We start from the raw sequence: 17,270 nt of genomic DNA, 5'->3' as shown, positions 1-17,270 counted from the left end.
CCTGCACGACGACGGCCGCACCCCGGCGAGTCGGGGTGCGGCCGTCGGGCCCGGGGGCCGGCGCCTCAGCGCGCGGCGAAGGTGAGGCAGTCGGCGACGTCGTGCCCGGCGCCGATCCGCACCGCGGGGGCGCCGCACTCGAGGTGCTCGTTGTGGGTGCAGTCCTGCCGCTGGCACGCGCCGACGTGCGACACGACGCGGTCGAGACCGCCCTTGACGCTCAGGGGGATGAACGTCGCGCACTGCGCGTCGCCGGCGCCGCCGATGGTGACGGCCGCGGCGTGGCAGGACGAGTGGTCGTTGTACGAGCAGCCGGCGACCGAGCACTCGGCCACGGCGGGGAGCTCTGCGAGCGTGCTCATCGGTACCTCCGGTAGGTCGGGACAACCTGTCGGGCACGACCTGGCGGCTGCGCCCTCTCCTCGACGCTAGACCCGCCCACGGCATCCCGCCACCAAGCCAGGCCTGGCTAAGCCGCAGGTCAGAGGCCCTTTTTACGCAAGGAGCGTGTTGCGGAAAGCACGTCGCCGCAGGTCGGGCGGACGGCGCGTGCCGACCCGCGACGCCCCCGCGCGCGGACGGTCCGGGAAGAAAGTCCGCACGAGGTGCATCCGCGCGCGCACCCCCGGGGGAAGTAGTCGTGTCAGCACGTCCTCGCCCGCCCTGGCGGGCCGAACGGAAGGACCCCACCGATGCGCGCACGACTCCTGGCCGGCACCGCTGCCGGCGCGCTGGCCCTCGGCCTGACCGCGACCCTGACCGCCCTGCCCGCGAGCGCCGCGACCGGCAGCACCGCGAAGCTCTCGGTGCTGCACGGCGTCCCCGACCTCACGGTCGACGTGTGGGTCAACGGCGAGCGCACGCTCGACGACTTCACGCCCGGCACGCTCGCGGGCCCGCTCGACCTGCCCGCGGGCACGTACAGCGTCGCGATCACGGCGGCCGACGCGGCCGACGCGTCCTCGCCCGCGATCGGCCCCGTGGACCTCCCGCTGGAGGGCGGCAAGAACTACACCGCCGTCGCGCACCTCGACGCGTCGGGCCAGCCCACCGCGACCCTGTTCACCAACGACACGTCGGCCACGGCCGCCGGGCAGGGCCGTCTCACGGTCCGCCACGTCGCCGCCGCACCGGGCGTCGACGTCCTCGCGGGCGGTCAGGCCGTGATCTCGAACCTGACCAACCCGAACGAGAAGTCGCTCGACCTGCCGGCCGGCACGGTCTCGGCGTCGGTCGTCGCGACCGGCACCACGGAGCCCGCGCTGCTCGGCCCGGCCGACGTCCCGGTGACCGAGGGCACGAGCACGATCGTCTACGCGTGGGGCTCGGCCGAGGCGGGCAACCTCGCGCTCGCGACGCAGACCATCGGCGGGCTGCACTCCGGTCCGTCGGGCGTGCAGGCGGGTCAGGTCGGCCTCGCCGCGGACCGGCCGTCGCCGGCCGTGCCGGTCGCGCTGACGATGCTCGTCGCGCTCGGCGTCGCCGGTGCGACGCTCGCGGGTCGTCAGGTGGTCGCGCGCCGCGCGGCCACGCACCGCTGACCCGGGCGACGCGCACCGTGACCACCGACGTCCTCGGCGCCCGGCCCGCCCCCGCCGGCCGGGCGCCGGGGGCGGCGGCCCCCCGGCGCCGCCGCGTGCTCCCCCGGCACGCGGCGGCGCTGGTCACGGTCGCCGTCCTGGCGGGGTGCGGCGGCCCGGCCGACGCGGGCGCGGCGGCGACGTCGGCCGCGACCCCGTCGGTCTCCGCACCGGCACCGACCCCCGAGCCGACCCCGGCCCCCGGGCCGACGGTGCCGGTGCAGGACGCCGCGCTCGGTGCGCAGCCCGCCCCGGTCCAGGCCCCGGCGCCCACGCGCGTCGCGGTGCCGGACCTCGCGATCGACATGCCGGTCGACCCGGTCGGGGTCGAGGACGACGGCACCATGGAGATCCCCGACGGCGCGGACCGCGCCGGCTGGTACCGGTTCGGCCCCGCGCCCGCCGACCCCGCGGGTGCGACGGTCGTCGCGGCGCACGTCGACTCGTGGACCACGGGCATCGGGCCGTTCTCGCGGCTGCGGGACGTCGCGGTCGGCGCGCGCGTCGAGGTCACGACGGCCGACGGCACGGTGCACGCGTACGTCGTGCAGGACGTCGCGCAGGTGCCCAAGGGCGACGCGCCGGTCGAGCAGTGGTTCGACCGCGCCGGGTCGCCCCGCCTGGTGCTCGTGACGTGCGGAGGGGCGTTCGACCGCGAGGTAGGGCACTATGCCGACAACGTCGCCGTCACCGCCGTGCCCGCACCGGGTGGATGAGCGTCGTGCTGCAGGCGAGGCCGACCGGCGTCGCCGCGACGTCGGAGGGAGACGGGGTGAGCGTGCCCACCGCCGCGCCTGACGACGTCGACGCCGTGGGGCGGGCCTTCGCCGCGGGCGACGAGGCGGCCGTCGGCGAGGCGTACCGCCGCTGGTCGGCGCTCGTGCACACGGTCGCGCTGCGCTCGCTGGGCGACCGCACCGAGGCCGAGGACGTCACGCAGCAGGTGTTCGTCGAGGCGTTGCGCGGCCGGCACCGGTTCGACCCCGACCGCGCACGGCTGCCCGCGTGGCTCGTCGGCATCACGCGGCACGCGGTGGCGGACGCGCACGAGCGCCGCGCGCGCGACCGGCGGCTGGCCGAGACGCCCGCGGTCACGGCCGACGCCGACCCCGCCCCGGCGCCCGGCGTGGACCAGCGCGTCGTGGACCGCGTGGTGGTCGCCGACGCGCTCGCGGGGCTCGGCGACCCGCAGGGCACGATCCTGCGGCTCGCGTTCTTCGACGACCTGACGCACGACCAGATCGCCGCCCGGCTGGGCCTGCCGCTGGGCACGGTGAAGAGCCACGTGCGGCGTAGCCTGGCACGCCTGCGCACGCGATGGGAGGTGGATGGTGCCGTCCGATGACCTGCACGTGGACGACGAGACCCTCGCCCTCCTCGCGCTCGGCGAGCAGGCGGGCACGCCCGACGACGCCGCCCACCTGACCGCGTGCGAGCGCTGCGCGCACGAGCTCGCGGACCTGCGCGACGTGGCCGACCTCGCCCGCGAGGCGGGCCCGGCCGCGGAGCTCGTGGCGCCGGCACCGGACGTCTGGGACCGCGTCGCGGCCGAGCTCGGGCTCGGTGAGCGTGCGCACGCCGCGGCGCACGCGGGTGCGACCGACGCCGCGGACGAGGGTGCGACCGCCGCCGTGCGCTCAGGTGCGACCGCCCCCGCGGACGCGGCACCCGCCGCGGCCGGTGGCCCGGCCGTCGTCGTCCCGCTGCGACCGCGCTCGCGCGGCGTGCGCGGGCGCTGGCTCGCGGTCGCTGCGGCCGCGGGCCTCGTGCTGGGCGGCGCGGGTGCGACGATGTGGTGGCGCGCGTCGGCGCCCGAGACCGTGCTCGCGAGCGCGACGCTCGAGCCGCTGCCCGGCTGGTCGGAGACCGGCAGCGCGCAGGTCCGCACCGCGCCCGACGGCACGCGCTCGCTCGTCGTCGACCTCGACGACGAGCCCGGCGTCGAGGGCTACCTCGAGGTCTGGCTGCTCAAGCCCGACGTGTCGGGGCTGGTCAGCCTGGGCACGCTCGACGGCACGAGCGGCACGTTCGCGCTGCCGGCGGACCTGGACCTCGCGCAGTTCCCGGTGGTCGACGTGAGCGACGAGCCGCTGGACGGGGACCCGGCGCACTCGGGCGTCTCGGTGGTCCGCGGCGCGCTCGACGTCTGACGCCGCCGCGCCGGAGGACGCCCGGGCACGGGAGTGCGACCCGGTCGGGATCGAGGGACCGGGTCGCACTCCCGCCGGTCCGGCGGCGGCCGGACCGCACCGTCACCCCGGGGGGCGGGGCGGGTGGGGGCGGTCAGAGCACGCGGACGCGCGCTCCGCTCAGACCGCCCGCGAGCGGGCCGGCCGGCGTGGGGCCGGTGACCTCGGTGCCCTCGAGGTCGGTGCCGAGGCGGACGGGCGAGCCGTCCGGGTCCTCGAACTCGGCGCCCACGAACCGCACGGGCGGCAGGTCCGCGCCCGTGACGACGTCGAGCACGGCGGCGTCGGCGCCGGGCACGTCGACCTCGAGCCAGACCTCGTCGCCCGACGTGACGACCTCGAGACGCGCGGGCCCGTCGAGCACGACCGCGTCGCTCTCGACGTCGGCCGGGCGCGTGCCGCCCGCGTACACGTTGCCGCGCGCGAGGTACGGCTGCACGCGGCCCGTGAAGCGCGTGTGGTCGCCGTCCCAGCGGTCGCCCATCTCGGTGAGGTACTGCTCGAGCGACGTCGGGTAGCCGTCGTAGGCCACCGTGCCGGCACCGGCGCCGATGCGACCCCAGGACTCGTCGGAGTACGCGGCGTCGAGGTCGCCGCCGACGAACACGTTGCCGACCCAGCGGTCGTCGCCGCACACGATGATCGCGTAACCCGCGACCTGCGTGGAGTGCGGCCGGTGGTACGGGGTCGCACGGTCGAGCATCTGCTTGAGGCCGACCGTGCCCGCGAGCAGGTTGTTGACGTACGCGCCGCCCTGGCTGTGGTTCTCGACCGAGACGGGCGAGGTCAGCACGTTGTGGTCGACGACGTAGGGGCCGTGGCTGACCTCGACGAACAGGTCGCGGCTGTTGTGCCACAGCACGTTGCGCGTGATGCGCGTGCCCTGCGTCTGCCAGTCGAGCCAGATGCCGAGCGAGCAGTCGTGGATGCGGTTGTCGGCGATGACGACGTCGATGGGCGCGTGCAGCTTGATGCCCGCGATCTCGTGCCCGTAGAACGCGCGGCCGTTCGCGATGTCGTGGATGTGGTTGCCCTCGATGCGCGAGAACACGCAGCCCAGGTGCCCGACCACGGCGTTCTGCCCGCAGTGGTGGATGTGGTTGTTGCGCACGACGTGCGAGCCGATGTGCTCGCGGTCCCAGCCGATCTGCCGCGCCGAGAACACGGACTCGAGCTGGTACTGGTAGCCGGGCTTGTCGCCGCGGTCGGTCGCGTAGTTGTCACCCGTGGACGCCTCCTTGCCCAGCGAGACCGCCGAGCACGTCGCGTCGTGGATGTCGTTGTCCTCGATGACCCAGCCGCGCGCCCAGTTGGGGCCGACGAGGCCGGGCTGGTTCGCGGTGGGCGGGGCCCACTGCGTCGCGGCCTGGCACAGCTCGAACCCGCGCACGGTGATGAAGTCGACGTGGTGGTCGGCGGGGAAGAACACCGCGGGGCGCACGTTGACCTCGACGAGCGACGCGTTCGGGTCGGCGTCGCCGAAGCTCGCGGTGACGGTCGTGACGTCGGCGCCGACCTCGGCGTGCCAGACGCGCGGCGTCCAGTCGGGGTCCGGGACGGGCACGACGGTGCCGGTCCAGTCGTCGACCTGCTCGGTGCGGCGCGGGGCGTCCGCGACGGCGTCGGCCGTCGCGACCTCGTGCAGGCGGCGGCCGTCGAGGTAGACGGCGCCCAGGTGCTGCTTGGGGTCGTCGCGCCCGGGGCGCACGATCCAGTCGCCGTCGATCTCGACGGCGAACGGGTTGAGGTCGCCGAACAGCGCGTTCGGGATCTCGACCCGCCACACGCCGCCGCCGAGCGGCTGCCAGCCGGTGACCTGCTCGGCGCCGGTGATGCGCACGTGCTCGCCGGGTGCGGCCTGGTAGGTGATGCGACGGTGCTCGCCGGTGCCGCCGCGGCGCGGGCGGACCCACTCGCGGTACGTGCCGGCGTGGACCGTCACCGTGTCGCCGGGCCGCGCGAGCTGCGCGGCGCGGTCGATGGTCCGCAGCGGCGCGTCGTGCGTGCCGGCTGCGTCGTCGGAGCCGTCGATGGAGACGTGGAGAACGTTTGCCATGCGCTGACACTACCTGCGCGCACGGCCACTTCCCAGAGGTCGTCGGCGAACCGCTTCACCACTGTAGCGACGCGCGCGCCGCGCGACCCGGGACCCGCGCGGCGCGTCCGGCCCAGGCACCCACGCGCGGCCCGCCACGGCGCTGCCCGCACACCCCGCCGGCCACGCGTCCGACGCCGCTCGAAGCGTTTCAACCCCTCGACGGCGCCCCGCCGGAGCAGCATCGTCAGGCGTGGTTGTGAACGTTCACGGTCGGTGAGCGGCGTCCCGGGCGACGGAGCCCGGGCACCCGTCGCCGCCGTGACGCCCGACGGACACCGACGTCCGCCGGGTCGGTCCGGCCCGCGCGCGGGCCCCGTCCGCCCAGGAGACGCCCGTGTCCCGCACCCGCCCACGCGCCCGCGCCCGCGCGCTCGCCCTCACGCTCGCGCTGCTCGCGGCACCCCTCGCGGGCCTCGCGGCCCCGCCCGCCCCCGCGGCCGCGGCACCCGCCGCCGTGGCCGCGGCACCCGCCCCCACCGTCGACGAGCCGGCCCCGCTGCCGCCGCTCGGGTGGAACTCGTGGAACACGTTCTACTGCAACATCAACGAGCAGATGATCCGTCAGGCGGCCGACGCGATGGTCAGCTCCGGCATGGCCGCCGCGGGCTACCAGTACGTCGTGGTCGACGACTGCTGGATGCAGGACACGCGCGGCCCCGACGGCAACCTGCGCCCCAACACCACGCGGTTCCCGTCCGGCATGAAGGCGCTCGGCGACTACATCCACTCCAAGGGCCTGAAGTTCGGCCTGTACCACGCACCGCGCGAGAAGACGTGCGACCAGTACTTCAACAACCGCCCCGGCACGTCCTCCAACGGCAACGAGACGCGCGACGCGCAGCTGTTCGCGTCGTGGGGCGTCGACTACGTCAAGCACGACTGGTGCGACCCGCGCGGCACCGTGCAGGAGCAGGCGGCGCTGTTCAAGAAGTTCGGCGACGCGCTCAAGGCCACCGGGCGGCCCATCGTCTACTCGATCAACCCCAACAGCGCGCACGACAACACCGCACCGACCTACTCCGGCTGGGGCGCGTTCGCCGACATGTGGCGCACGTCCGAGGACCTCAAGGACGCGTGGTCGACCGGCTGCCCGCCGTCCGACCAGTGGTGCTTCGTCGGCATCACCGAGGCTCTCGACATCATCGAGCCGATGCGCGAGTGGACGAAGCCGGGGCAGTACAACGACCCCGACATGCTCATGGTCGGCGTGCGCAACAGCCTCGACGCCACCGAGAACCGCGCGCACATGAGCATGTGGGCGATGCTCTCGGCGCCGCTCATCGCCGGCAACGACATCCGCAACATGACCGCCGACGTGCGGTCGGCCCTCACCAACCGCGACGTGCTCGCGATCGACCAGGACCCGCTCGTGCGGCAGGCCGACCGCGTGCGCGACGACGGCGACGCCGAGGTGTGGGTCAAGCCGCTCGCCGACGGCTCGGCGGCGGTCGCGCTGCTCAACCGCGGCAACGGCCAGCGCTCGATCTCGGCGACGCTCGCCGAGGCGGGTCTGGGCGCGGGCACCGCGTCCTACCGCGAGCTGTGGACCGGCGCGGCGGGCCAGACGTCCGACCGGATCACCGCGACGGTCCCCGCGCACGGCGTCGCGCTCTACCGCGTCACGCCCGGCACGACGTCGCCCGGCACGTCGACGACGACCCTGGTCAGCGCCGCGTCGGGCCGCTGCCTCGACGCCCCGAACGGCGCGACCGCCAACGGGACGCGCCCGGTGATCTGGGACTGCAACGGCGGCACCAACCAGCGGTGGACGGCCGACGGCGCGACGCTGCGCGTGCTCGGCCGGTGCCTCGACGCCCCGCCCGGGGCCACCGCCGGGACGGCCGTGCAGCTGTACGACTGCCACGGCGGCACCAACCAGCAGTGGACCACCCAGGCGAACGGCACGATCCGCGGCGTCGCGTCCGGGCTGTGCCTCGACGTCGACCGCAACCTCACCGCCAACGGCACGGGCGTGCTGCTGTGGACGTGCACCGGCGCGGCCAACCAGGTGTGGAGCCGGCGATGAGGCGCTGGCGGGCCGCGGCGCTGGCCGCGGTCGCGCTGCTGCTGCCCGTGGCCCTCACGTCACCCGCGGCGGCCGACAACCCGATCGTCCAGACCGTGTACACGGCCGACCCCGCGCCGCTCGTCCACGACGGGCGCCTGTACGTCTACACGAGCCACGACGAGGACGGCTCGACGTACTTCACGATGAAGGACTGGCGCGTCTTCTCGACGACCGACATGGCCAACTGGACCGACCACGGCTCCCCCATGGGGCTGGCGACGTTCGCGTGGGCCGAGGCCGACGCGTGGGCCGGTCAGGTCGTCGAGCGCGACGGGAAGTTCTTCTTCTACGTGCCCGTCAAGCAGCGCGGCGGCGGCATGGTCATCGGCGTCGGCGTGTCCGACAGCCCGACGGGGCCGTTCCGGGACGCGATCGGGCGTCCCCTGGTCGGCAACGGCGAGATCGACCCGACCGTGATGATCGACGACGACGGGCAGGCGTACCTCTACTGGGGCAACCCGAACCTCTGGTACGTCAAGCTCAACCGCGACATGGTGTCGTACTCCGGCAGCCCCACCCGGATCCCGCTCACGACGGCCGGGTTCGGCACCCGCCCGGGGAACGTCGCCAACCGGCCCACGCTCTACGAGGAGGGGCCGTGGGTCTACAAGCGCAACGGCACCTACTACAACGTGTTCGCGGCCGAGTGCTGCAGCGAGTTCATCGGCTACTCGACGGCGCCCGGGCCGACCGGCCCGTGGACGTACCGCGGCACCGTCATGCCGAAGCAGGGCAGCAGCTTCACCAACCACCCGGGGGTCGTGGACTACCGGGGCAGGTCGTACTTCTTCTACCACAACGGCGCACTGCCGGGCGGGGGCGGGTTCACGCGGTCCGTGGCGGTCGAGCAGTTCACGTACGGCGCCGACGGGTCGATCCCGCTCATGAACATGACCACCGCGGGGCCGCCGCAGATCGAGCCGCTCGACCCGTACGTCACGCAGCAGGCCGAGACCGTGGCCTGGGCGAGCGGCGTCGAGACCGAGCGCGCGACCGAGGGCGGCCTCAACCTCGCGTTCATCGGGAACGGCGACTGGGTGCGCGTCAAGGGCGTCGCGTTCGGGTCCGGGGCAGCGTCGTTCAGCGCACGCGTCGCGTCGGCCACGAGCGGCGGACGCATCGAGGTGCGGCTCGACGGCGCGTCGGGGCCGGTGGTGGGCACGTGCACGGTGCCCGGCACGGGCGGGTGGCAGACGTGGACGACCGTCACGTGCCCCGTCAGCGGCGCGACCGGCACGCGCGACCTCGTGCTGCGGTTCGCGGGCGGCAGCGGCGAGCTGTTCAACGTGGGGAGCTGGCAGTTCACGCGCGGCGGGGGCACGACGCCGACCCCCACCCCGACGCCCACGCCCGGGGCCGGTGACGTGCGGGTCGTCAACCGCGCGAGCGGCAAGGTCATGGACGTGCAGCAGCCCAACCGCGACGACGCCGCGGTGGTCGGCCAGTGGGCGAGCAACGGGCAGCCGTGGCAGCGCTGGCAGGTGGTGGACGCCGGCGGCGGGTACGTGTCGCTGCGGTCCGTGAACAGCGGCAAGTGCCTCGACGTGACCGGCGCGTCGACCGCCGACGGCGCCCGGCTCATCCAGTACACGTGCCACGGCCGCACCAACCAGCAGTTCTCCTGGCGGTCGACGGGCGACGGGTACGACCAGCTCGTCAACCGGGCGAGCGGCCGGTGCGTCGGCGTCGTCGGCGCGTCGACCGCGGACGGTGCGGCGCTCGAGCAGCGCACGTGCACGTCGGCCGCGACGTTCCAGTGGAGCCGCGCGTCGTGAGGCGGCCCGGGTGACTCCGCGGGCGGGTCGTGGCGGTGGCGCCGCGACCCGCCCTCCCGGCGGCCTCGCGGGTCGCGGGCAGGTCGCCGGGGACCTACGTCCGCCGCCGCCACGGGCGGCCGGTCGTACGTTCGCGGTGCAGCGGGCCGGCAGCACGCCGCCCGACACCACGGAGGGACGGCGTCATGAGCGTGTCCGAGGCTTTCCAGGCGTTCGCGCGCGAGACCCCCGAGCAGTTCGGCGTGTGGGTGCGCGCGGTCGGCGAGCTCGGCGACGCGAGCGCGCTCGACGAGCGCACGCAGGAGCTCGCCTACCTGGCGGTGCTCGCGGCGACGGGTCTGCACTCGGGGCTGGACTTCCACACGCGGCGCGCGCTCGAGCTCGGCGCCAGCCGGGACGAGGTGCTGTCGGCCGTGCTCGTCGGGCTGCCCGCGGCGGGCAACCGCGTGACGTCGGCGCTGCCGTCCGTGCTCGCCGCGTGCCCCGCGCGCGACGACACGACTGGCTCCGACGGCACGGCGGGACGCGACGGCACGACGGAGCCCTCGCCCGCCTGAGGCCCGCACGCCCGCCCGGGACTCACGTGGGCGGCTGCGGCACCGACCCGTGCCGTGCTCGTCGAGCTCCCCGCCACGTCCACCATACGTCCGGGTGGGGGGCTTGCGGCAAGGCCCCCTGCAGGGCGCAGGATCGTCCGCCCGTGCCCGCGCCCCGACCCGCGCGCGGAGCGGCCGACCCTGCGGAGACGATGCCGTGAACACGCCCGTGACCAGCCCTTTCGCCCTGCCCACGACCCTGTCCGCCAAGGCCGACCCCGCGCTCGTCGCGCAGGACGCGGCACACCTCGCCGCGGTGGCCGACGCGCTGCGCGCGCAGCTCGCCGACGCGAGCGCCCGCCTCGACGCCGCGCGCCGCACGCCGACCCGCACGGGCACGGCCGCGCTCGAGCGCGACCAGGAGGTGCACCGGCTCACCGCGCGGGTGCGGCTGCTGCGCCGGTTCGGGCCCGACGTCTGCCTGGGCCGCACGGTCGCGGCCGACGGCACGCGCACGTACGTCGGCCGCATCGGCCTGACCGACCTCGACGGCACGCGCCTGCTCGTGGACTGGCGCTCGCCGCTCGCGGCGCCGTTCTTCGCGGCCACGGTCGCGCACCCCCTCGAGCTGGTGAGCCGGCGCCGCTACCGCTGGTCGGGCGGGCGGGTCGTCGACTACTGGGACGAGGTGCTGACGCCCGACGCGCACGCCGACGGCGTCGCGCCCGACGACCAGTCGGCGTTCCTCGCGAGCCTCGGCGAGGACCGCTCGGACCGCATGCGGGACGTGCTCACGACGATCGCGGCGGACCAGGACGCCGCGATCCGCGCCGACGCGCGCGGCACGCTCGTGGTCGACGGCGGGCCGGGCACCGGCAAGACCGTCGTCGCGCTGCACCGCGCGGCGTATCTGCTGCACGCCGACCCGCACCTCGCGCGGCGCGGCGGCGTGCTCGTGGTCGGCCCGCACCGGCCGTACCTCGACTACGTGGCGGACGTGCTGCCGAGCCTCGGCGAGGACGGCGTGGTGACGTGCACGCTGCGGGACCTCGTGCCCGAGGGCGCGGACGCGCGGCCCGAGCCGGACCCGCGCGTCGCGGCGCTGAAGTCGACCGTCGCGATGGTCGACGCGGTCGAGCCCGCCGTCGCGTTCTCGGAGCGCCCGCCGACGACCGACCTGGTGGTCGAGACCCCGTGGGCGGACGTCGTGCTGACCGCCGCCGACTGGGCGGACGCGTTCGCGTCGGTCGAGCCGGGCACGCCGCACGACGAGGCGCGCGACCAGGTGTGGGAGACGCTCGCCACGCTCGTGATCGAGCGGCACGACGCCGACGTGCCGACCGCCGAGCTGCGCCGCGCGCTGACCCGCGACCGCGGACTGACCCGCACGTTCGGGCGGCACTGGCCGCTGCTCGACGGCCCGGACGTCGTCGCCGACCTGTGGTCGGTGCCCGCCTACCTGCAGCTGTGCGCGCCGTGGCTGATCCCGGACGAGGTGCGCGCGCTGCAGCGCGACGACCCGCACGCGTGGACCGACGCCGACCTGCCGCTGCTCGACGCCGCGCGCCGCCGCGTGGGCGACCCCGAGGCACCGCGCCGCGCGCGCGAGCGGGACGCCGCGGAGGCCGCCGACCGTGAGTACATGGCGGACGTCGTGGACTACCTCGCGTCGAACGACGACTCGGAGCTGGGACTCATGAAGTCGCTCGCGCAGGGCGACCTGCGCGACGCGCTGGTCGACCACGAGACGGTCGAGCGGCCGGCGCCCGACCGGCTCGCGGGGCCGTTCGCGCACGTCGTGGTCGACGAGGCGCAGGAGCTCACCGACGCGCAGTGGCAGATGCTCCTCGCGCGGTGCCCGTCGCGGTCATTCACCGTGGTGGGCGACCGTGCGCAGGCGCGCGCGGGGTTCGTCGAGCCGTGGGCCGAGCGGCTGACGCGCGTGGGCCTGCGGGACGTCGACGTCGCGACGCTCACGGTCAACTACCGGACGCCCGCCGAGGTCATGGCCGCCGCCGAGCCCGTGATCCGCGCGGCCGTGCCGGACGCGAACGTGCCGACGTCGATCCGCGCGACTGGCGTGCCCGTGCGGCACGGGGCCGTGGCGGACCTCGACGCGGTGCTCGACGCGTGGCTCGCGGCGCACGCCACGGGCGTCGCGTGCGTCATCGGGGCGGACGCGACCGTCGAGCGGGACCGCGTGCGGCCGCTCACGCCGACGCTCGCCAAGGGGCTGGAGTTCGACCTCGTCGTGCTCGTCGACCCGGGCGCGTGGGGCGACGACGTCGCGGCGACGGTCGACCGGTACGTCGCGATGACGCGCGCGACGTCCGAGCTCGTGGTGCTGGGTGCGGCGTGAGCACCCGCGTGCCGGGGGCGGCCGCGACGCTGGCTAGGGTGACGAGGACACGTGGCCGGCCCCCGGCCCAGGACAGACGCGAGGACTCCCCCCGATGCGCAGCGCCACCAAGGTCGAGGTCGACCGCCCCACCCTCGAGACGCTCGTGCGCGAGGTCCTGGGCACGGAGTCACCCGTCGCGGACGTCCGGCCGCTGACCGACGGCATGTTCAACGCCGCGTACGCGGTCACGCTGGCGGACGGGTCGCGCGCGGTCGTCAAGGTCGCGCCGCCCGCGGGCACGCCGCTGCTCACGTACGAGCAGGACCTCATGCCGGCGGAGGTCGACTTCTTCCGCCGCGCGGCGGGCGTCGTGCCGGTGCCGCAGGTGCTGGGCGTCGACCTGACCCGCCGGCACGTGGATCGCGACGTGCTGGTGCTGCAGCACCTCGACGGGGCGCCGCTGCACAACCTGCGCCGCGACCTGAGCCCCGAGCAGACGGCCGCCGTGCGGCGCGAGCTCGGCGGTGCCGTCGCGCGGCTGCGCACGGTCACGGGCACGCGGTTCGGGTACGACCGGCCCGACGGTGCGCTGTCGGCCGACCGCTGGTCGGCCGCGTTCGCGGCGATGGTCGACGCGCTGCTGGCCGACGCCGACCGGTACGGCGTGCGCCTGCCGCGCTCGGCGGCCGGGCTGTCAGAGCGGGTCGCGGCGTCCGCGCCCGAGCTCGACACCGTCGAGGTGCCCGTGCTCACGCACTTCGACCTGTGGGCGGGCAACGTGTTCGTCGCCCGGTCGGGCGGCACCGCGCGCCTCGAGGCGCTCATCGACGGCGAGCGCGCGTTCTGGGGCGACCCGTTGGCCGAGCTCGCGTCGACCGCGCTGTTCGCGAACCCCGCCAAGGACTTCGACTTCCTCGACGGGTACGCGCAGGCCGCGGGCGAGCCGCTCGTGCTCGACGACCGGGCGCGGCTGCGGCTCGCGCTCTACCGCACCTACCTGTACCTGATCATGACGATCGAGGCCGCACCCCGCGGCTACAGCGGCGCCGAGGCCGTCGCGACAGCGGTGTACGTGCGCAAGAAGCTCAAGCGCGAGCTGAAGACGCTGCGGGCGTCGCTGGTCTGACGCGCTCCGGCCGCCGCCGCCGCGTCAACGGCGGACCGGCGCCGCGACCTGGACGACGTGCGCGAACGGCAGGAAGTCGTCGAGGTTCGCCGTCAGGACGGTGGCGCCGAGCCCTGGTCGATCGCGGCGAGGTCCTCGTGCAGCCGCTGTGCCGCGTCGGCCGTCAGCGGAGTGATGGCCGCCAGCTCTGCCCCGCGCACCCACGGGTGCCGATCTGAAGCAGGAGGCACGAGTGCGGCGGCGGTTGGTCGCCCAAGGCTCGTCCCCTCGGCGGGCCTGCCAGAGTCCAGGACCGGGCGCCGCACCGCCCGGGGACTCCGCCCGACGTCCCGGTTCCGCGCCGTGGCCATGGCCATGGCCCCACCCTAGACGGAGGCGTGCGGATGTGGATCGGCTGCGTCGCCGTTGACCCGATCCTTCGCCTGCGCCTCAGGGAACCACTGCGTCGCCCGCGTCGTCGGGGCGGCTGTCCTCGCCGTCGGTGGGCTCGGGTTCCGGGTCGGTGAGTCGCTCGAGCACGTCCGGCGTGCCGTCGACGGGCTCAGGGTGCTGCTCGCTCATGCGTCCTCCACGATCGCGTCGTCGAATGGTCTGGTCGCCCTGACGCTGCCAGCGCCCACCGGGTCCCGCACGCGGACGAGCAGACCTCCCCCCTGACCCCACCCGTCGGCCGCCCGACCCGCCACGCCTCCGGCCGAGACCGACCGAGGGCCGACACGTGAACCGCCCATCGACGACAGACTTTTGCCCCTTGCCCCCGCGCATTCCCATGATTTGAGGCGGCGCGGGAAGACGCAACCACCGGGTACGCGTCGCCCGGCCGAAAAACCAGCAGGACGACGCGGCACATCTCTGCCAAAAGACCTCGCGACACAGGTCCCACGCGTGCACGGATCCCTCCATTAGGTTCGGACCACTTGCGACAGGAATTCACCGGTCGCTCGCTGCTCATCGAGTCAGCATTACTCGCACACGCAGGAGGCTCCGTCATGCCAGAGAATCGAGTCACGTCGCGAGGGGCCCCTCGCTCGCCCAGCAGGGCGACGGTCGCCGGCCGTGCGCTGGCGGTCGCGCTGACCGCGCTGGCGCTGGTCCTGCCGACGGCGGCGACCGCGTCGCCGCTGTCCGTCGGCGGCGTCGACGGCTACGCCCCGCTGTCCGGCGCGCCGTGCGCGACCGTCACGCGCCCCGGGACGTCCGGCCTCGCGGACATCCTGCGCCGCTCCTACCCGGTGATCCCCGCGAGCACATCGATCCGTTCGTGCACGACCGACCAGTACATCAGCGACCACAGCCGCGGTCTCGCCATCGACTGGAGCGCGCCCGCCGGTTCTGCGGCAGGCCAGCAGGTCCTGGACTGGCTGTTCGAGTCGGACGGCGGCGGCAACGCCCACGTCCGCCTTCGACGCCTGGGCATCTCGTACATCATCTGGGACAACAAGATCTGGAGCGCGAGCAACGCGACGGACCGTGGACGCGTCTCGTCCAACGTGAGCACGTGGCGCAACTACGACTCCGCGAGCTGCTTCGCGAAGTACTCCACCGCCGACTGCAGGCACGTGCGACACATGCACATCTCGCTGAGCGACGCGGGCGGGCAGCGCGCCACCTCGTGGTGGCAGCCGGCGATGGACGGTCACCGTGACAGCCCCACCGGAGTGGCTGAGACGACACCCGTACCCGCGCTCCCGTCGCGACTGCTCGCGGTGCGCACGGGTGACGTCGACCTCAAGGAGGGGCCCCTGAACGCGGGGTGGTCACGCCTGATCGACGGCGTCGAGGTGGTCGAGGCGATCACCACGCCGACCCGCGTCGGAGTCCTCACCGGCGATGGGAGGCTGCTGCTGAAGGACGGACCGGTCGGAGCGCCCTGGATGGAGGTGGCCACGGGAGTCGTCGACATCGCGCTCGGCGAGGACCGGATCGGAGTCGTCTGGTCGACGGGTCAGGCCAGCATCAAGGAGGGACCCTTCGACGCCGCGTGGACGACGGTCGCCGCGGGGGGCGCCTCCGCGATCGAGCTCACGGACAACCGCATCGGTGTGCTCGTCAACGGGGACGCACTGGTGAAGGAGGGACCGGTGGGTGCGATGTTCACGACGGTCTCGAGCAACGTCGACGAGCTCGTTCTCGACGGCGACCGGCTCGCCGTCCGCAAGAACGGGGCCGTCCACGTCAAGGAGGGCTCGCTCGGTGCCGGCTGGACCACGGTGCTGGGGGCGGGGGCGATCGACGCCGAGCTGGGCGGCGGACGCGTCGCCGTCCGGACGGCCGACAAGGTCATCGTGAAGGAAGGCCCGCTGGGCGCCCAGTGGACGACCGTCCTCACGGGGCCGACGACATCGCTGTCGGTCACGAACGACCGCATCGGCGTCGTGACGGCCAACGGGAACCTCGTCGTGAAGGAGGGCTCGCTCGGCGCCCAGTGGACCACGGTCACGAGCGGGTCAGCGGCCGTCGATCTGAGCTGACCCCGCCCGGAGCGGTGTCGCACCGCCGGGCATCATGCCGCCGGCAGGGGTCCGACAGCCGTCGGGCCCCTGCCGGCGCGTGGGATCAGAAGTCCCAGTCCTCGTCCTCGGTGTTGACGGCCTTGCCGATGACGTACGACGAGCCCGACCCGGAGAAGAAGTCGTGGTTCTCGTCGGCGTTGGGGCTCAGCGCCGAGAGGATCGCCGGGTTGACGTCCGTCTCGTCGCGCGGGAACAGGGCCTCGTAGCCGAGGTTCATGAGGGCCTTGTTGGCGTTGTAGCGCAGGAACTTCTTGACGTCCTCGGTGAGGCCGAGCTCGTCGTAGAGGTCCTGCGTGTACTCCACCTCGTTGTCGTACAGCTCGAAGAGCAGCTCGAACGTGTAGTCCTTGAGCTCGGCGCGCTCGGCCGGGGACACCAGCTCGAGGCCCTTCTGGAACTTGTAGCCGATGTAGTACCCGTGCACGGCCTCGTCGCGGATGATGAGGCGGATCAGGTCGGCCGTGTTCGTGAGCTTGGCGCGCGACGCCCAGTACATGGGCGCGTAGAAGCCCGAGTAGAACAGGAACGACTCGAGCATCGTCGAGGCGACCTTGCGCTTGAGCGGCTCGTCACCCCGGTAGTAGTTGAGGACGATCTCGGCCTTGCGCTGCAGGTTCGGGTTCTCCTCCGACCAGCGGAACGCCTCGTCGATCTCCTTGGTCGACATGAGCGTCGAGAAGATCGAGGAGTACGACTTGGCGTGCACCGACTCCATGAACGCGATGTTCGTGTAGACGGCCTCCTCGTGCGGGGTCAGCGCGTCGGGGATGAGGCTGACCGCGCCGACCGTGCCCTGGATGGTGTCCAGGAGCGTGAGGCCGGTGAACACGCGGCTCGTCATGAGCTTCTCGGCGTCGGTGAGGGTCGCCCAGGACTGGATGTCGTTGGAGACCGGCACCTTCTCCGGCAGCCAGAAGTTGCCGACCAGGCGGTCCCAGACCTCGAGGTCCTTCTCGTCCTGGAGGCGGTTCCAGTTGATCGCCGACACGCGGTCGACCAGCTTCAGCTTGCCCGTGGGGCTCATCATGTCGTTCGTCCTTGGTC

14 protein-coding genes are annotated in these 17,270 nt (G+C 74.2%); 10 read left to right on the top strand and 4 right to left on the bottom strand.

What is annotated here, in order from left to right:
- Positions 1-65: 65 nt before the first annotated feature.
- Positions 66-362 carry a DUF1540 domain-containing protein gene (locus tag E4A51_RS13720; protein WP_046529937.1) on the bottom strand — a complete coding sequence of 99 codons (297 nt, stop codon included), beginning with the start codon at positions 360-362 and terminating at the stop codon, positions 66-68.
- Positions 363-692: 330 nt separating this feature from the next.
- Between E4A51_RS13720 and E4A51_RS13715 the strand changes: the two genes are divergently transcribed.
- From E4A51_RS13715 to E4A51_RS13700, 4 genes are all read left to right on the top strand, one after another.
- Complete coding sequence (locus tag E4A51_RS13715) at positions 693-1,541, top strand: DUF4397 domain-containing protein (protein ID WP_134852111.1); 849 nt, start codon at positions 693-695, stop codon at positions 1,539-1,541.
- A gap of 17 nt (positions 1,542-1,558) precedes the next feature.
- Positions 1,559-2,296: a class F sortase gene (locus tag E4A51_RS13710; RefSeq protein WP_240696492.1), complete on the top strand. Its 738-nt coding sequence runs from the start codon at positions 1,559-1,561 to the stop codon at positions 2,294-2,296.
- 62 nt (positions 2,297-2,358) lie between these two features.
- Positions 2,359-2,925: a sigma-70 family RNA polymerase sigma factor gene (locus E4A51_RS13705; RefSeq protein WP_240696504.1), complete on the top strand. Its 567-nt coding sequence runs from the start codon at positions 2,359-2,361 to the stop codon at positions 2,923-2,925.
- A 7-nt stretch (positions 2,926-2,932) separates the two neighbouring features.
- Positions 2,933-3,730 (top strand): anti-sigma factor, encoded by a 798-nt coding sequence (locus E4A51_RS13700; RefSeq protein ID WP_240696491.1) that lies wholly within the window; start codon positions 2,933-2,935, stop codon positions 3,728-3,730.
- 133 nt (positions 3,731-3,863) lie between these two features.
- Here the strand turns inward: E4A51_RS13700 and E4A51_RS13695 are convergent, their stop codons facing one another.
- Entirely contained in the window at positions 3,864-5,825 is a 1,962-nt protein-coding gene (locus tag E4A51_RS13695; protein WP_070320220.1) for a right-handed parallel beta-helix repeat-containing protein, read from the bottom strand.
- A 376-nt stretch (positions 5,826-6,201) separates the two neighbouring features.
- On the opposite strand from E4A51_RS13695, the gene E4A51_RS13690 reads away from it, so the two are divergent.
- The 5 genes from E4A51_RS13690 (at position 6,202) to E4A51_RS13670 (ending at position 13,713) form a co-directional block, all read left to right on the top strand.
- Positions 6,202-7,893, top strand: coding sequence for a ricin-type beta-trefoil lectin domain protein (locus E4A51_RS13690; RefSeq protein WP_134852108.1), 1,692 nt, complete (start codon positions 6,202-6,204; stop codon positions 7,891-7,893).
- Complete coding sequence (locus E4A51_RS13685) at positions 7,890-9,710, top strand: family 43 glycosylhydrolase (RefSeq protein ID WP_134852107.1); 1,821 nt, start codon at positions 7,890-7,892, stop codon at positions 9,708-9,710. The genes E4A51_RS13690 and E4A51_RS13685 overlap by 4 nt, the downstream gene beginning before the upstream one ends.
- 185 nt (positions 9,711-9,895) lie before the next feature.
- Positions 9,896-10,267 (top strand): carboxymuconolactone decarboxylase family protein, encoded by a 372-nt coding sequence (locus E4A51_RS13680; RefSeq protein WP_134852106.1) that lies wholly within the window; start codon positions 9,896-9,898, stop codon positions 10,265-10,267.
- A gap of 196 nt (positions 10,268-10,463) precedes the next feature.
- Positions 10,464-12,605 (top strand): RNA polymerase recycling motor ATPase HelR, encoded by a 2,142-nt coding sequence (helR, locus tag E4A51_RS13675; RefSeq protein WP_134852105.1) that lies wholly within the window; start codon positions 10,464-10,466, stop codon positions 12,603-12,605.
- Between the two features lie 94 nt (positions 12,606-12,699).
- Complete coding sequence (locus tag E4A51_RS13670) at positions 12,700-13,713, top strand: aminoglycoside phosphotransferase family protein (RefSeq protein WP_134852104.1); 1,014 nt, start codon at positions 12,700-12,702, stop codon at positions 13,711-13,713.
- 429 nt (positions 13,714-14,142) lie between these two features.
- Here the strand turns inward: E4A51_RS13670 and E4A51_RS18875 are convergent, their stop codons facing one another.
- Positions 14,143-14,274: a hypothetical protein gene (locus E4A51_RS18875; protein ID WP_255430650.1), complete on the bottom strand. Its 132-nt coding sequence runs from the start codon at positions 14,272-14,274 to the stop codon at positions 14,143-14,145.
- Between the two features lie 428 nt (positions 14,275-14,702).
- Between E4A51_RS18875 and E4A51_RS13665 the strand changes: the two genes are divergently transcribed.
- The gene (locus E4A51_RS13665; RefSeq protein WP_134852103.1) at positions 14,703-16,184 is read left to right on the top strand and encodes a hypothetical protein; all 1,482 of its coding nucleotides are present in this window, start codon (positions 14,703-14,705) and stop codon (positions 16,182-16,184) included.
- 85 nt (positions 16,185-16,269) lie between these two features.
- On the opposite strand, the gene nrdF is transcribed toward E4A51_RS13665, so the two are convergent.
- Positions 16,270-17,250, bottom strand: coding sequence for a class 1b ribonucleoside-diphosphate reductase subunit beta (gene nrdF, locus E4A51_RS13660; RefSeq protein ID WP_046531059.1), 981 nt, complete (start codon positions 17,248-17,250; stop codon positions 16,270-16,272).
- Positions 17,251-17,270 lie beyond the last annotated feature (20 nt).

Source organism: Cellulomonas sp. HD19AZ1, assembly GCF_004535805.1.
In the GTDB taxonomy this organism is placed as follows: Bacteria; Actinomycetota; Actinomycetes; order Actinomycetales; family Cellulomonadaceae; genus Cellulomonas; species Cellulomonas iranensis.
The sequence above is the reverse complement of the archived record's forward strand: the minus strand, read 5'-3'. Positions and strand labels throughout refer to the sequence as shown.

Coding starts and splice junctions, on each gene's coding strand:
- E4A51_RS13680 (WP_134852106.1), top strand. CDS start 9,896: ATGAGCGTGTCCGAGGCTTTCCAGGCGTTCGCGCGCGAGACCCCCGAG.
- E4A51_RS13670 (WP_134852104.1), top strand. CDS start 12,700: ATGCGCAGCGCCACCAAGGTCGAGGTCGACCGCCCCACCCTCGAGACG.
- E4A51_RS13695 (WP_070320220.1), bottom strand. CDS start 5,825: ATGGCAAACGTTCTCCACGTCTCCATCGACGGCTCCGACGACGCAGCC.
- nrdF (WP_046531059.1), bottom strand. CDS start 17,250: ATGAGCCCCACGGGCAAGCTGAAGCTGGTCGACCGCGTGTCGGCGATC.
- E4A51_RS13715 (WP_134852111.1), top strand. CDS start 693: ATGCGCGCACGACTCCTGGCCGGCACCGCTGCCGGCGCGCTGGCCCTC.
- E4A51_RS13665 (WP_134852103.1), top strand. CDS start 14,703: ATGCCAGAGAATCGAGTCACGTCGCGAGGGGCCCCTCGCTCGCCCAGC.
- E4A51_RS13685 (WP_134852107.1), top strand. CDS start 7,890: ATGAGGCGCTGGCGGGCCGCGGCGCTGGCCGCGGTCGCGCTGCTGCTG.
- E4A51_RS18875 (WP_255430650.1), bottom strand. CDS start 14,274: ATGAGCGAGCAGCACCCTGAGCCCGTCGACGGCACGCCGGACGTGCTC.
- E4A51_RS13720 (WP_046529937.1), bottom strand. CDS start 362: ATGAGCACGCTCGCAGAGCTCCCCGCCGTGGCCGAGTGCTCGGTCGCC.